The sequence below is a fragment of the Rhodococcus gordoniae genome (assembly GCF_001646655.1).
Taxonomy (GTDB): Bacteria; Actinomycetota; Actinomycetes; order Mycobacteriales; family Mycobacteriaceae; genus Rhodococcus; species Rhodococcus gordoniae.
Map to the genome: position 1 here is coordinate 55,710 of NZ_LPZN01000041.1, position 16,984 is coordinate 72,693.

Here is a 16,984-nt window from a genome sequence, read left to right on the forward strand (position 1 = left end):
GAGGTGCCTTACGTTGCGGTGCCCGTGAGCTTTCTCGCGGTGACGACGACCTGCACCGTCTCCTGCCAGATCCGCGCGATCTCGGCGAGCGTGTCCGCGTCGACCACGTCCGCCGCGGCGGCGAACTCGCATTCCAGAACCGCGCCGTCCGGGGTGTCCTCGGTGATCGCGTCCACCTGGAGGACATGGTCGAGCGGCATGTCCGGATCCACCGAGCCGCCGATCGCGGCGGCGCCCGGTGCGCCCGACCACGGACTGCCGGACCCCTCGCCGAGCGTGAGCCGGCCGAGGTAGTTGAAGACGACGGCCGGCGGCACGTACCGGGCGAAGCGGTCGCCGAAGTCCGGGTTCAGTCGCCGCAGCATCCCGAAGCCGATGCCGTTGTCGGGTCGCGCCCGCGACGCGCGGACCACCGCGCGCAGTGCCGCGACCGCCGCCTCGGTGTCCCGGGACGCGGAGGCCACGTCGACCTCCGTCAGATCCACCGTCACCGGATACATCGACGTGAACCAGCCGACGGTGCGCGACAGGTCGGCGCCCGGGACCACCTGTTCCTCCCGGCCGTGTCCCTCGAGGTCGATGCGGACGAGGTCGCCGCCCCGGACCGACGCCACCGCGACGGCGAGGGCCGCGAGGAGGATGTCGTCGACGACGTCCGCGGCCAGCACCCGTTCGGTGACGTCGACGGGCAGCTGCACCCGAGTCGACCGGGTCGAGAGGACGGTGTCGCGTGCCGGGTCGAGCGGGCGCGAACCGAGTATCGGTTCGTCGGTGTCGACCGCCTGCTGCCAGGTCGACCACGACGCGGTGATCCGTTCCGATCGTGCGGCTTCGGCGAGTTCGGCCGCCCACACCCGGAAGGGTGTGCCGCTCGACGGCAGTGTCACCGTGTCCCCGCGCTCGGCCTGTTCGACGGCGTCGGCGAGGTCGGGGACGAGGATGCGCCACGACACGCCGTCCACCACGAGGTGGTTCACGACGATCAGGACGCGTCCGGCCTGGTGCGGCCCGAAATCGAACCACACGAGCTGCACCATGCGTCCGCCGGCGGGATCGAGTGCGGCGTACGCGTTCTCGCGATACTCGTCGAACAGCTCGCCCCAGTCCCGTCCGGTGGCGTCCACTCGCCGCACCGAGCCGGTGAGGTCCGGGACGGCCTCGGGGACGGTCCACGACGGCCGTCCCTCGTCGTCGATGCGGAAGGTCGAACGCAGCATCGGGTGGGCGGCCACGAGCGCCTCGACCGCGGTCCGCAGAACGCCGAGCGTGAGTCCGACCGGCGCGACGAGCAGGCGTGCCTGTGAGAACCGGGACAGGCCCGTCCACTGCTCGAGGGTGTCCCACACGATCGGCGTGACGGTCACCTCCCCCGTCGCCTCGCCGACGGCAACAGGGTGGGTGTCTCCCGTGTCGTCGTCCACGGCGGCCGCGAGCGCTTCCACGGTGCGCAGTTCGATCACCTGGCGGGTGGTGATCCACAGCCCGGCGGCCCGGACCTTCGACACGAGCTGGATCGAGACGATCGAATCGCCACCGAGCGAGAAGAAGTCGTCGTCGATCCCCACCCGGTCGAGCCCGAGCACATCCGCGACGAGATCGGCGAGGACCCGCTCGGTGCCGGTGCGCGGCGCACGCGCCCCGACCAGCGACGAGAAGTCCGGTTCGGGCAGGGCCTTGCGGTCCACCTTGCCGTTGGCGGTGACGGGGAAGGTGTCGAGCACCAGCACCACGGCGGGCACCATGTAGTCGGGCAGGCGCTCGGCGACCGCGGCACGGACCACCGCCGGATCGACGTCGCCGTCGGGGGTCACGTAGCCGACCAGGCGTGTCACGCCGCGACTGTCGGTGTGCGCGTTCACCACCGAGTCCCGCACGCCGCGCACCGCGGTCAGTGCGGCCTCCACCTCGCCGAGCTCGACCCGGAAACCCCGGATCTTGACCTGGTCGTCGCCCCGGCCGAGGAATTCGAGCACGGGCCGGCCGTCAGTGCCGCGCACCCGCCGGACGAGGTCGCCGGTGCGGTACATGCGGGAACCGTCGTCCTCGAAGGGGTTCGGCAGGAACCGGACCGTCGTCAGGTCGGGCCGGCCGAGATATCCGCGGGCGACACCGGCACCGGAGACGTACAGTTCGCCGACCACACCCATCGGGACGGGGCGGAGCATCGCGTCGAGGACATATGCGCCGGCGCCGTGCACGGCCCGGCCGAGGCACGGTGTGTCGGCGTCGGTGACCGCTCCGATGAGCGAGTCCACCGTGCACTCGGTGGGTCCGTAGAGGTTGAACGCCCGCCCGTCGGTCAGCTCCCGCAGACGCCGCCACGACGCCGGATTGACGGCCTCACCGCCGAATCCGACGGACGCCGGACGGTGTTCGCTCTCGTACAGTCCGGCCGCGAGCATGCGGTCGAGGAAGGACGGGGTGACCTCGAGGAAATCGAGTTCGTGCTCGAGCGTGTACGCGACCATCCGTTCGGGATCACGCATGGTGTCCTCGTCGAAGACGTGCACGGTGTGCCCGTCGAGCAACCACAGGGTCGGCTGCCAGGACGCGTCGAAACCGAACGACCACGCGTGTCCGACCCCCACCGAGTCTCGTCCGGCTGCCACCGCGGTGGGGATGTAGAGATCCGCGCGGTGGCTCTCGAACAGATTGAGCAGGTTCGCGTGGGTGACCGCGACACCCTTCGGCAGTCCCGTCGAACCGGAGGTGTAGATGACGTACACGCCGTTGTGGGGGCGCAGCGCACCGCGACGGTCGGTGTCCGTCAGCGGAGCGGTGGACAACTCGTCGAGCTGTCGCTGCAGGGCGGGATCGTCGAGCACCACGATCCGCGTGTCCCCCGCGACCGGTGCGATGCCGTCGAGAACCGAGGCGACCGTGACGATCACCTGTGGTCGCGAGTCGGCCACCATGTGCGCCAGCCGATCCTGCGGATAGGACGGGTCCATCGGCACGTACACGCCGCCCGACGAGATCGCCGCCGCGATCGCGACGACCATGTGCTCGGATCTGGGTAGCGCGAGTCCCACGACCGTCTCGGGCCCGACCCCCGTCTCGACGAGGAGCCGGGCGAGTCGCGCAGATCGTCGTCCGAGTTCCGCGAAGGTCAGCGTCGTCCCGTCCGCGACCACTGCGGGCGCGTGCGGGGTACGCGCGATCTGCCGCGCCAGGAGGTCGGCGACGGTCGCTGCTCCGCTGGACGGCGCCGCGGGAGTCGTCGACCACTCGCTGCGCAGACCGGCCCGCTCGGCGCTGGTGAGCACGTCGAGTTGTGCCACGGTTCCGGGGTTCTCGGCAGTGAGCCGGTCGAGGATGCGCACGAGCCGCTCCCCCAGCGCGGCGGCGTCGTGCTCGGTGAACAGATCGGTCCGGTACTCGAGACCGAGGTGCAGTTCGTCCTCGAGCCCGGCGACCAGCACCAGGGGGAAGTTCGTGGCATCGGAACCTCCGACCGATCCGACCCGCACGCCGCCCTCCCGCTGCGCCGCGTCGAGGGCGTCGCGGTCGACGGGATAGTTCTCGAAGACGAGGAGAGTGTCGAACAGTTCGCCGATCCCGACGACGCGCTGGATGTCGGCGAGACCCACGTACTGATGGTCCATCACGCGGTTCTGCGTGCTGTGGGTCCGCGTGACGAGATCGGTGATCGGCTCCCCCGCCTCCGCGCGGACGCGCACCGGAACGGTGTTGATGAACAGGCCGATCATCGATTCCACACCCGCCACGTCGGGGACGCGCCCGGAGACGATCGCGCCGAAGACGACATCGGTTCTGCCGGTGAGCGATCCGACGAGAAGACCCCATGCGGTCCGGACGAGTCCGTTGACGGTGACCCCGTGCCTGCGGCTCGCCTCGACGAGGCGCTGCGACAGCCCGTCGGGCACCGCGACCGTCAGTTCCGCCGGAAATTCCGGTCGCAGCGCCGTACCGGACGGCGCGACCAGCGTGGGTTCGTCCACTCCGTCGAGCAGTTCGCGCCACACCTCGACACCGGCCGCGACGTCCTGTGCACCGAGCCAGGTGAGGTAGTCCGAGAACGGAGCCACCGGCGGGAGTCCGGCGGTGGATCCGCCGGCGGCGTAGAGCTGCAGGAGTTCCTGCACGAGCAACGGTGTGGACCAGCCGTCGGAGACGAGATGGTGCATCGTGAACAGCAGTCGCGCCCGTGAAGGTCCCGCGAGCACCAGCGTGAATCGCGCCAGGGGTGCGACCGCCAGGTCGAACCTGCGTGTGCGATCCGCAGCGAGAAGTTCCGCCACCCGCGTGTCGAGCTCGTCCGGATCGACGGTCCCGAGATCGACGACGGTCCACTGGGGTTCGGCGCTCCGGCGGACGACGCCGATCGGTTCTCCTGCCGTACCGGGTCGATATCCGGTGCGCAGCACGGCGTGCCGGTCGACGAGCGCGCGCACCGAACGGTGCATCGTCTCCGCGTCGACGCGGCCGTCGAGAGCCAGGTCGGTCTGCATCGTGTACACATCGACGCCCTCGGCGGCCTTCACGTCGTTGCCCGAGCCCGACGGTTCGTCGAGTCCGGCCAGGAAGTACATCCCGCGCTGCAGGGGGGTCAGCGGAACGACGTCCTCGATACCGCCGGGGTTCTCACCGTGCAGTGTGAGGACCTCGTCGACGGACAGACCGGGCGCCGTGAGCATCGACGGCACCGGGGCGCCGACGGTTCCGCTCGCCACCGTGTCCGTGAGGAGGTGCAGCGCCGCGAGCCAGCGTTGCCCGATCCGGCGGGCCCGGTCGGCGTCGAGTGCGCCGGTGGCGTAGGTGAACACCGCCGAGAGAGCGGGTCCGTCCGGTCCGTCCTCCGTGATCGCGTTGACGTCGAGGACGTGGTCGAGGGGCATGGCCGGATCGACGGAACCGCCGAGCGCGGCCACCTCGGGTGCGGCCGACCACGCCGAGTCGGTGGTCTCGCCGAGGGTCATCCGGCCGAGATAGTTGAACATCACCTCCGGGGCCCGGTAGCCGTCGAACCGCTCGCGGCCGTCCCCGAGGAAACGCAGGAGACCGAACCCGATCCCGTTGTCGGGTATCCGCTTCAGCGACTCGGCCGCATGGGCGACGGCCCGGAGCGGATCGTGCCCCTCGAGGGTGTATGCACCGCCCAGTTCGACGGTCACGGGATACAACGAGGTGAACCATCCGACGGTGCGCGAGAGGTCCGCATCCGGCACGATCTGTTCCTCACGGCCGTGGCCCTCGAGGTGCACGCGCAGGGCGGATCCGCCGCACACGTCGGTGACGGCGAGGGCGAGGGCAGCGAGCAGCACGTCGCCGGTGCCGATACCGAAGGCGGCCGGCACGGTGGTGAGGATGCGTTCGGTGACCTCGACCGGCACGTCGACCTCGACCGACGCCGAGGTCGACACGGTGTCGCGCCGGGGGTCCAGGGCACGGGTTCCCACGGCGGGGGTGTCGCCGGCGGCGACAGCGGATTCCCAGACCGGCCACGATCCGGCGACCCGGTCGGATGCGGCCGCCTCGACCAGCGATTCCACCCACTCCCGGAAGGACGTACCGGTGTCCTCCGGCGCGGGAGTCTTTCCACGGGCGGCCGCTTCGACGGCATCGGCGAGGTCGGGCACCAGGATCCGCCAGGACACCCCGTCGACGACGAGGTGATGCGCGACGACGACGATGCGCCCGGCCTGCTGCGGTCCCGGGTCGAGGAAGGTCACGCGGAGCATCGCCCCGGTCTCGGGGTCGAGTGCGTCGACGGCCTCCGACGACACCTCAGCGATGAGATCGTTCCACGAAATCTGTTCCGTGGTCGAGAGATCCACTCGCCGGACGAGCGTCGCGGCTTCCGGGATGCTCTCGGGCACGGTCCATGTCGCACCGCGACGAGTACGCCCCGACGGTCCCGCGTCGCCGACGGTGAACCGCGAGCGCAGCATCGGGTGGGCCGCGAGCAGTGCCCGTACGCCGGTGACCAGATCGTTCTCCCGCAGGCCGGCGGGGGCGACGAGCACCCGCGACTGGGTGAACCGGCGGAGCGAGTCGAACGAGCCGGACGCGAGGGATTCGTGGACGATCGGAGTGACGGGCACCGTGCCGGTCGCCGCCGTGCGAGGTCGCCGGGGTTCGTCGGCGGGTGTCTCACACGCCGCGGCGAGCCCGGCCGCGGTGCGCAGTTCGAAGACCTGACGGGCCGTCACGCGCACCCCTGCGCCGCGCAACCGCGACACCAGCTGGATGGAGACGATCGAATCGCCGCCGAGGGCGAAGAAGTCGTCGTGGACACCGACGCGGTCGAGGCCGAGAACGTCGGCGATGGTGGTGCACAGCGTCCGTTCGGTCTCGGTGCGCGGTTCCCCGGCACCGGCCAGTGCCGAGAAATCCGGTTCGGGCAGTGCCTTCCGGTCGACCTTGCCGTTGGCCGTGAGCGGGAGGACAGGAAGTGCGACGACGACGGCGGGCACCATGTAGTCGGGCAGCCGTTCGGCGAGCGCGGCCCGTACCGCGGCGGTGTCGGCTTCGCCGCCGACGATATAGCCGACGAGCCGGGTCGTTCCCCGGTCGTCGGTGTGCGCGACGACCACGGCGTTCCGTACGGACGGATGCGCGGTGAGTGCGGTTTCGATCTCGCCGAGTTCCACGCGGAAGCCGCGGATCTTGACCTGGTCGTCGTCGCGGCCGATGTAGTCGAGCGTGCCCGCCTCCGTCCAGCGCACGACGTCACCGGTGCGGTACATGCGGGCCCCGGCGGGTCCGTAGGGGTCGGCGACGAAACGTCCCGCCGTGAGGTCGTGCCGACCGAGATAACCTCGGGCGAGGCCGTTTCCGGAGACGTACAGTTCACCGGCCACACCGGCGGGAACGGGTCGCAACCAGTGGTCCAGTACGCGCACGCTCGTGCCGGGGGTGGGACCCCCGATCGTCACGGTGTCCCCGGCGATGCGCGCGGAGGTCGCGTCGACGGTGCATTCGGTGGGTCCGTAGCAGTTCGTCGCCGCCACACCGCTCGCGGCGAGTCGCTGCCACAGCGCGGTGCTCACCGCTTCACCGCCCACGGTGACGGTCGCGGGGATGTGCCCGCCGGGTTCGAGGAGTCCGGCGTCGAGCAGCCGGTTCATGAGGACGGGCACGGTGTCGACGTAGTCGATGCCGCGGGTGCGCACGTAGTCGACGATGTGGTCGACGTCGGCGCGGTACTCGTCGGGAAGCACGTGCAGCACATGGCCTTCGAAGAGCCAGGTGAGGGCGGCAACCGCCGAGTCGAAGGCGAACGGGTAGGTGAGCAGGACGTGCCACTGCCCGTCACGTGGTGTGCGGCCTGCGCACTGCATGGGGCCGACGCGTTGCGCGGCGTGCAGGTCGGCGAGGTTGGCGTGGGTGACGGCCACACCCTTCGGAAGCCCCGTCGATCCGGAGGTGTGGACGACGTAGGCCAGGTGGCCGGGGCGGAGCGGAGCGCGCCGGTCCGCATCCGTGAGCGGGGTGGCCGGCAATGCCGAGAGGGCGGACTCGACGTCCGGGTCGTCGAGGGTGAGCACGTCGGCGCCGTCGAGTACGTCCCCGAGACTCGCGCGCACGGCCCGAGTGGTGATCACCAGTCGCGGTGCGGCGTCCGTGATCATGTGCCGCAAGCGGTCTGCGGGATAGGACGGATCGAGCGGCAGGTAGCCGCCTCCGGCGGTGAGGACGGCAGCGATCGCGTCGACCATGACGCCGGTCCGGGGCAGAGCGAGACCGACCCGGTCGTCGGGCCGCACCCCGCGGTCGACGAGCAACCTCGCCAGTCGCGCCGAAGCCGCGCCGAGTTCACCGAACGTCGATTCCTGCTCGCCGCACACCACCGCGGGGCGGTCGGTGTCGACGGTGAACCGCTGCGCGAGCAGGTCGGCGACGGTGCCGGTCGACGGTGCCGCGGGTGCGGTGGCCCAGGTGCCCAGTACGCGTTCCCGTTCCGCGGGTGGCAGGACGTCGAGGTCGGCGACGCGGCAGTCGGGCCGGGCGCACAGCGCCCCGAGGATCGCGACGAGGCGGGCGCCCAGTGCAGTCGCCTCGTCCGCGTCGATCAGCGACGGGCGGTGATCGAGCTTGACGACGAGCCGGTCCGACATGCCGGCCGTGAGGACCAGCGGATAGTTGGTGGCGTCGCGTCCGTCGACGCCGGTGATCGTCACTCCTCCGGCGCGCTGCGCCCGTTCGAGGGCGTCGCGGTCGACGGGATAGCTCTCGAACACGGTGAGGGTGTCGAACAGTTCACCGATCCCCACCGCGCGCTGCACGTCGGACAGGCCGAGATACTGGTGATCGACGGTGCGCGACTGCTCGAGCTGCACGCGGCGCAGCAACTCGGCGACGGTCGCGGCGGGATCGAGCCGCACCCGCACCGGCACGGTGTTGATGAACAGCCCGACCATCGATTCCACGCCGACGAGCTCCGGCGGGCGACCCGAGACCGTCGCACCGAAGACGATGTCGTCGCGGCCGAGCAGACCGGACAGGAGCATCGCCCACGCGGTCTGCAGCACCGTGTTGAGGGTGACCCCGATGGTGCGGGTGAGTTCCGACAGCGTCGCGCCGAGTTCCTCCGGGACCGCCACGTCGAGTTCGTCGCAGCGTTCCGACGAGCGGGTCGCGCCCGGCGGGGCCACGAGCGACGGTTCGCCGACGCCGTCGAGCGCCTCGCGCCACAGCGTTCGGGCTGCCTCGCGGTCCTGTTGCCCGAGCCACGCGAGGTAGTCGCGGTAGGGGCGCACGGACGGCAGTCCCGATGCCGATCCACCGGCGGCGTAGATCTCGAGGAGTTCGCGCACCAGGATCGGGGACGACCATCCGTCGACGACGATGTGATGAGCGGTGAACAGCAGTCGTACCTCGTCGGGGCCGAAGCGGACGAAGGTCCAGCGCACGAGCGGCGGTTGCGTCGGATCGAACCATTCGTGCAGGTCGTCCTCGACGATCCTCTCGAGCCGGTCTTCCGCCTCGGCGCGTTCGAGACCCGACAGATCCTCGCTGCGCCAGGGATTCTCAACTCCCGACACGACGAGACCCGCCGTGCGGCCGTCCTTGCGCGGGCGGAAGCAGGTACGCAGCGCCGAGTGGCGGTCGAGCAGTGCCTGGGCGGAGGCGGCCATCCGCGCCTCGTCGACCGTGCCCGACAGACGCACCACCGATTGCACCGTGTAGGCGTCGGGGTCGGTCGCATCGGTGTCGTCGGAGGTCGAGCCGGACTGCGCTGAAACGGTACTCAGGTAGAGCAGCCCTTGCTGCAGCGGTGAGAGCGGGACGATGTCTTCGAGCGCGGTGGAACGGGTCATCTGTCGCTTTCGGTATATGACGGTCGATTCGGGCACGAACGACGAACGACCCCCGCGTCGGGACGTCGGGGGCCGTTCGGCCGAGGGCGCGGGGCGAGCCCGCAGCAGCAACTACTCCCGGTTCCGGTTGGCAGGAAGCTTCTCCAACTCGGCGTCGATGGAATCGAGCGCCAGAAGGGCAGTTTCGTAGGTCGCCGCACTGGAATGCTTGACGGCGACGAGGTTGCCGGCCTTCACGGCGGGCAGATCCTGCCACAGCGGGGAGGCGAACAGTTCCTCCAGCTCCGGCGGGAGCGAACCGTCGGCCTCGACACCGTAGACGATCACGTCGGCCTCGCCGAGGTTCTCGGGCAACTGCTCGACCGACAGGTACTCGGCATGGACGGACTCGGGATCGGTCGGCTCCCCGAAGAAGTCGAGCCCGAGATCGTCGAACAGGTTGGTGGTGTACGACGAGGCGTACTCACGGGAGAATTCACCGGGTTGGGTGCCGCACACACCGCAGACACCGGCGAACTTCAGGTCCCCGAGCGAGCCGGCGTACTTGTCGGCGATCTCGGCGGCGCGAGCCTCGTACTCCTCCTTGAACTCCCCGTAGGAGTCGCTGACGTTCGCGGCATCGGCGTACTGCTCACCGAGTTCGCGCCATTCGCCCGGGACCGTGAGTCCGACGAAGACCACCGGGGCGAGCGCCTCGAGCTTGGCCACGTCGACCTGTTCCTTCACGCGGGCCGGGACGCCCATGATGATGAGGTCGGGATCGGCGGCGGTGACGGCCTCGTAGTTGAGCTCCGAGACAGCGCCGTCGGGGGCGACCTTCGGCAGCGCCTCGTAGGCGGCCAGGGTCTCCTCGTCCATATTGTCGAGCTCGCGGCTCCACTCGCACACGGCGGCGAGGTTCGCGCCGGCCTGGATGAGCGGGAGGGTCGCGTAACCGCAGGACACGATGCGCTGCGGGTCGGCCGGAATCTCGATGCTGCCGTTCTGCGCCTCGAAGGTACGCGTCGCCGCGGAGTCGGTGCCGCTCTCGCTGTCGCTCGAACATCCCACCAGTCCGACGGCCAGCAGAGCTGCCGCGCCGAGCGCCGCGGCGCCCCGCGCGCGCTTGCGTTCCAGAACGCGCATCGTTGATCTCCCAAGAGTCTCTCGCCGGGGCGCGTCGCCCCGGTCATGGTTGGTTAGGCTAACCGAAAGAGACCGTCCCGCCAAGCGCTTCGTGTCAGCCGAATTCGAGCGCGAAATCGTCGATCTCCGCTTGGTCCAGGTCGTCGAGCGTGAGGTCGGACGGCGTGAACCCTCCTGCGTCCTCGTCCGCCGAATGCCCTGCGAGCGCACGCAGCGCCGCGATCCACTCGTCGGCGAGCGCGGCGACCGTCGCCGCCGGAACGAGATCGGGGCTGTACCCGAACATTCCGCGCAACACCGGCTCGGTACCGGAATCGTCGGTGAGCACGCCGATCTCGACGGCGTGCGCGACGGGCATGTCGGCTTCGGTGGCCCCACCGAGCACCGAACTCTCCGGGGCGCCGGCCCACGCCTGCCCCTCGGTCTCCCCCAGCGTGAACCGGCCGAGATAGTTGAATCCGATGTCCACGGCACCGGCGCTCGCGAGTTCCGGACCGCCCACGGGATCGAGGTGCCGCAGCATCCCGAATCCGATTCCGCTGTCGGGAATCTCTCGCAGCTGTTCCTTCACCCGTTTCAACGCGTCCCCCGCACTCGTTCCCCCGGCGTACGCGTCGGCCACATCGAGCCCGCCGACGTCCAGGCGCACCGGATAGAGCGTGGTGAACCAGCCCACCGTGCGCGACAGATCCGCCCCCGGGACGGCCTGTTCCTCACGGCCGTGCCCTTCGAGGTCGACCGCGATCGCCCCGTCGCCGCACACCCGCGCGGACGCCAGCGCCAATGCTGTGAGCAGGACGTCCTCGACGCCGGCACGGAACCGCTCGGGAACGGTGGTGAGCAGCGCGTCGGTGAGCTCGGACGGAACCTCGACCTGTACCTTCGCGGTCTCCGCCATGGTGTGCCGCACCGGATCCGGATCCCCGGACGCCAGACGCACGCGTCCCTCCGGTGCGAGGATCCGCCGCCACAACGACAGTTCGGATCTGCGCGTCGGCACCCCGTCGAGCAGTCCCCGTGCCCAGCGGCGCAGCGACGTGCCCGCGCGGACCGGCACGACACCGTCGACCGCGCCGGCGAGATCGGGCACCAGGATGCGCCACGACACGCCGTCGACGACGAGGTGATGCACTGCGACGAACACCCGCCCCGGCGCATCGGGACCGGCGTCGAAGAAGATCACGCGCACGAGCGCGCCCGCAGCAGGATCGAGTTCGGCGTACGCGGCCTCGGTCGCGGCGACGATCGCCTCCTGCAGATCGGGCGAACCCGAGACGTCCACGCGGGTCACGATGTCCGCGGCGTCGACGGAACCGACCGGGCGGACGTCGAGCACCCGCCCCTGCGGGTCGAAGACGGCCCGCAGGGCGTCGTGCGTGTCGAGCAGGGCCTGGACGCCGCCGGTCAGCCGCTCGACGGTGAGCCCCGTAGGCGCGAGGAGCAGCCGCGACTGCGCGTAGCGGGCGTAGGGTCCACCACGGTCGAGCATGTCGTGGACGATCGGTGTCGCCGGGATTTCGCCGAGTGCCGCCTCGACGTCGACCGTCCCCGGACCGTCCTCGATCTCGGCGACCCGGGCGAGACCCGCGGGGCTGCGGTGCTCGAAGACGTGCCGCGCGGTGAACCGGATCCCGGAGGCGCGCGCCGCGGACACCAGCTGGATGGACACGATCGAATCGCCACCGAGAGCGAAGAAGTCGTCGTCGGGACCCACGGCGTCGAGTCCGAGTACACCCGCCGTCAGTTCGCACAGACGCTGTTCGAGTTCGTCCGCCGGCAGCCGGCTCTCGGCGGCCGGAGTGAAGACCGGCTCGGGAAGTGCTCTGCGGTCGATCTTTCCGTTGCGGGTGACCGGCAATTCGTCGAGCACGACCGTGACGGCGGGAACCATGTGGTCGGGCAGCCGGTCGGCGACGTACACCCGCAGGGTGTCGGGGTCGGTGGTCCCGGCCGCATAGGCGACGAGTCGCTTGCGACCCGGTTCGTCCTCGCGGACCACGACCGCCGCGGCACTCACTGCGGGGTGGCCGCCGAGCACGGTCTCGATCTCGCCGAGTTCGATGCGGAAGCCGCGGATCTTCACCTGGTCGTCGGTGCGGCCGAGGTAGTCGAGCACCGGGCCGTCGGTGCCGGAGATCCTCCAGCGCACCAGATCGCCGGTGCGGTAGAGGCGCTCGCCGCCGGTGCCGAAGGGGTCGGCCACGAACCGTCCGGCCGTCTGCGCGCTTCGGCCGAGATAGCCGCGGGTGACGTGCGGGCCGCCGACGTACAGTTCACCGGCAACGCCCGGGGGCACCTGCCGCAGATAGGCGTCGAGGACGTACACCCGGCCGCCGTGGATCGGCGTTCCGATGTTCGGGGTGCTGCCCGGGGTGAGTACGACGCCGGTCGCGTCGACGGTGCATTCCGTCGGACCGTACATGTTGCTCACGCGCACATCGGTTTCCGCGGCGAGCTGCGACCACAGCTCACCCGGGACGGCCTCGCCGCCGAGTACCATCGACTCGGGACGGTGCGGCGCGGCAGGGTCGAGGAGTCCCTCGGTGAGCAGGCGACCGGCGAGCACCGGACCGCAGTCGAGTGCGTCGATGCGGTGCCTCCGGACGTACCGGACGATCCCCTCGGCATCGGCCATGCGGTCCTCGGCGAGTACGTGCACGGTGTGGCCGCCCAGCATAGCGAGGAGGGGTTCGACGGACGAGTCGAACGCGAAGGTGTAGCTCAGCAGCACGGCGCGGCGGCGCATCGCGGGATCGCCGACGGTGCGGGTGCGCACCGTCTCCCACAGGTTCACGACACCGCGATGCGGCACCACCACACCCTTCGGGGTGCCGGTCGAACCGGAGGTGTACACGAGATAGGCGGTGGTGTCCGGGTGCACGACCGGCAGGTGCACGTCCGGGCCGGGGCCGGTGATCGATCCGGCCGCGTCGACGTCGAGCACGACGCCCACACCCGCGTCGCGGAGCATGAACTCGTTCCGGTCGGCCGGTTGCTCCGGGTCGAGCACCAGATAGGCCGCTCCCGACTTCCACACGCCGAGGATCGCCGCGACCAGCACGGATTCGCGCGGAAGACTCAGTCCCACGACGTCTTCGGGACCGATCCCGTTCGCGACGAGGTGACGGGCGATCCGGTCGGACCACGCATCCAGGTCGCGGAAGGTCAGACGGCTCGACGGCGTGACCAGCGCGGTCTCCTCGCCGTAGCGCTCCACGGTGCGAGCGAACAGTGCGGGCAGGCTCCGCGGTCCGGAGCGATCCGGGAGCGCGGTCGCATCACCGGCGCGCAACACCTCACGCTCGGAGGCGGTGAGCAGAGCGAGCTGCGAGAGCCTCGCGTCCGGATCGGCGCACACCGCGGCGAAGGCCCGCTCGACCCGCGCGGCGAAGGCCTCGGCGGACGACTCGTCGAACAGGTCGCGGGCGTACTCGACGCGCACGCACAAACCACCGTCGGATTCCTCGATGACGCCGAAGGTGAGGTCGAACATCGCGGTGTCGTTCGCGACGAACGAGGGTGTAGGCGTCAGGCCGTCGAATCCCGTGATCGCCGGCGGGCTCTGGTACTGCACCATCACCTGGAACAGGGGGTGCCGGGCCGCGCTGCGCTCGGGGTTGAGGGTTTCCACGACGCGGTCGAACGGGACGTCCTGGTGCGAGTACGCCGCGACGTCGGTGTCCTTGATCCGGGCAAGCAGCTCCCGCACGGTGGGGTCGCCCGAGAGGTCGGTGCGCAGCACCACCATGTTGACGAAGAAGCCGACGAGGTCGTCGAGTTCCGGGGCGGGCCGTCCCGCGGTGGGCGATCCGAGCGGGATGTCCTCGCCCGCACCGCTGTGCGAGAGCGCGAGCGCGACCGCCGCGTGCACCATCATGAACATCGTGGTGCCGGTCGCGCGTGCGGCCTCCCGGATCCCCGCCGCACGATCGGCCGGGATCCGGTGTTCGACACCGCCGCCCGCATAGGACGCCACGGCCGGACGCGGGCGGTCGGCGGGAAGGCCGAGTTCGGCAGGGAGACCGTCGAGCTCCTCGCGCCAGAACGCGAGTTGCCGTGCGGAGAGCGAGTTCTCGTCGTTCTGGTCGCCGAGCAGTTCGCGTTGCCAGATCGCGTAGTCGGCGTACTGCACGGGCAACGGTGCAGGCTCGCGGGAGTCGCCGCGGACGTGCGCGGAGTAGAAGGTGCCGAGATCGCGCAGCAGCAGGGGTGTGGACAATTCGTCGCTCGCGATGTGGTGGGCGAGCACGAGCATCACGTGCTCGTCGGGCGCCATCGTGAACAACCGGATCCGCAACGGGATCTCGCGTTCGAGATCGAACGCGTGCCGGGCCTCGGAATGCAGGCGCCCGGTGAGCGCGTCGCGGTCGACGGTCTCGACCGCGAAGGGAACGGCGACCCCGGCAACTTCTTCCACTCCGCGCACCTGCTGCATCCCCGTGCCGTCACGCTCGACGAGAACGGTGCGCAGACTCTCGTGGCGCGCGAGCACGTCGGAGACCGCCTGCCGCAACGCATCCGGGTCGACCGGTCCGTGCAGGTCCACCGTGATGGGGACGTTGTAGGTCGGACTGGGCCCTTCCATGCGGTACATGAACCACAGCCGCTGCTGCGCATACGACAGTGGTGCAAGGGACAGGGCCGCCGGATCGCTCTCACCGCGCGGGACGAGCGCCGGTCCGGCCGGAGCGGCGGTCGGGTGGTCTCCACAGTGCGCGGCGAGCGCGACGACCTGCGGATGATCGAAGACCGTCCGGATCGGCAACTCCACACCGAGCTCGTCACGGATGCGGGCGAGCAGTGTCGCGGCGCTGAGCGAGTGGCCGCCGAGCGCGAAGAAGTCGTCGTCCGCGCCCACCGTGTCGAGACCCAGGATGTCGGCGTAGATCCGGCACAGCGCCCGCTCGGTCTCGGTCTCCGCGGTGCGGGACGAGACCATCGAGGAGAAGTCCGGTTCGGGCAGCGCCGTGCGGTCGAGCTTGCCGTTGGAGGTCAACGGCAGCTCGTCGAGGACGACGAGCGCGGCGGGAACCATGTACCCGGGCAGGAACTCGGCGACGAGGCGGCGCGCCTCGACCGGTTCGGGCACGTCCTGCCCCACGAGATAGCCGACGAGCTGCGCAACACCGGAGGGATCGGTGCGCACCACTGTCGCCGCACGGGACACGCCGGGGATGCGCAGCAGGGCGGCGTCGACCTCACCGAGTTCGATGCGGAATCCGCGGACCTTGACCTGGTTGTCGACCCGGCCGCGGTAGACGATGCGGCCGTCCTCGGTCCACTGCACGAGGTCGCCGGTGCGGTACAGGCGGGCGTACGGACCCGAGGAGTCCTCCGAGTACGGATTCGCGACGAACCTGCTCGCGGTGAGTGCAGGCGCGTCGAGATATCCCCGGACCACACCCGGCCCGGCCACGTACAGCTCGCCCTCGGATCCGGCCGGCACGGGTGCGAGTCCCGCGTCGAGGACGTGGACGCGCAGGTTGGCGACGGGCCGGCCGACCACCGGTGTCTCGGCGTCGGCGACCTCCGCGACGAGGACGTCGACGCTGCACTCGGTGGGGCCGTAGAAGTTGAAGGCCGCGCCCCGGCGTTCGCGCAGGCGGTTCCACAACCGCTCGGAGACGGCGTCGCCGCCGAAACCGAGGGTGGGCACGGTGCCGTCCGGGAACAGGCCGTCGTCGACGAACTGCTCGAGTTGACTCGGTGAGAACTCGACGAAATCCCATCCCTCGTCGAGGGCGCGGCGTGCGAGCGCCGCCGGGTCGCGCCGGGTCGCCTCGTCGACGATGTCGACGGTGTGCCCGGCGAGCATCCACAGCAGCGGCTGCCACGACGCGTCGAACGCGAGCGACCAGGCCAGGCCGAGGCGGACGGATTCGCGGCCGGCCTCGCGGGCGGCACGGGTGAACACCTGGGCGCGGTGGCTGTGGAAGAGGTTGACCAGCCCGCGGTGGGGTACGACGACACCCTTCGGTCTGCCCGTGGAGCCGGACGTATGGATGACGTAGGCGATCGTCTCGGGTGTCGGCGGACGGCGCTCCGAGTCGTCGAGCGGAGCGTCGGACACGGCGTCGAGGTCGAGATCCTCGAGCACGACGCGGTGGGGTGCGCCCGCGACCTCACCGACCCGGTCGTCGGTCACGCGGGCGGTGAGGACGCAGACGGGATCGGTGGAGCCGAGGATGTGGCCGAGGCGGTCGAGGGGCTGGTCGACGTCGAGCGGGACGTAGGCGGCGCCGGTCTCGAGGACGGCGTGGATGGCGACCAGCGCGTCGACGGTACGGGGCAGCGCGAGCGCGACCCGCGCGTGCGGCCGGTCGAGATCGAACCGGGAGGCGAGATACCGGGCCAGGCGGTGCACCCGCGCGCCGAACTGCGCGTAGGTGAGCGTCACACGGGCGTCGGCCACGGCCGGTGCGTCGGGGGCCGCCTCGATCCTCTCCCGCAGCAGATCGACGAGCGTCAGCTCCGGGTCGAACGGGATGTCCGGGCTGTGGCTCCAGTCGTCGAGGATCGTCCGTCGCTCGGCGGCGGTCAGGACGGACACCTGCGCGAGCGGGGTGTGCAGATCC

Annotated in this window: 3 protein-coding genes; all 3 read right to left on the reverse strand. The window is 70.6% G+C overall.

Annotated features, from left to right (window positions below; genetic code table 11):
- Positions 1-8 precede the first annotated feature (8 nt).
- Positions 9-9,284: a non-ribosomal peptide synthetase gene (locus A8G18_RS15550; protein WP_064064573.1), complete on the reverse strand. Its 9,276-nt coding sequence runs from the start codon at positions 9,282-9,284 to the stop codon at positions 9-11.
- Between the two features lie 111 nt (positions 9,285-9,395).
- Positions 9,396-10,409: an ABC transporter substrate-binding protein gene (locus tag A8G18_RS15555; protein WP_016932282.1), complete on the reverse strand. Its 1,014-nt coding sequence runs from the start codon at positions 10,407-10,409 to the stop codon at positions 9,396-9,398.
- Positions 10,410-10,503: 94 nt separating this feature from the next.
- On the reverse strand, positions 10,504-16,984 hold a 6,481-nt coding region (locus A8G18_RS15560), incomplete at its 5' end, for a non-ribosomal peptide synthetase (protein WP_064064574.1).

What these genes read in the sequence shown, in the direction of transcription:
- A8G18_RS15550 (WP_064064573.1), bottom strand. Translation starts at nt 9,284, where the DNA reads ATGACCCGTTCCACCGCGCTCGAAGACATCGTCCCGCTCTCACCGCTG.
- A8G18_RS15555 (WP_016932282.1), bottom strand. Translation starts at nt 10,409, where the DNA reads ATGCGCGTTCTGGAACGCAAGCGCGCGCGGGGCGCCGCGGCGCTCGGC.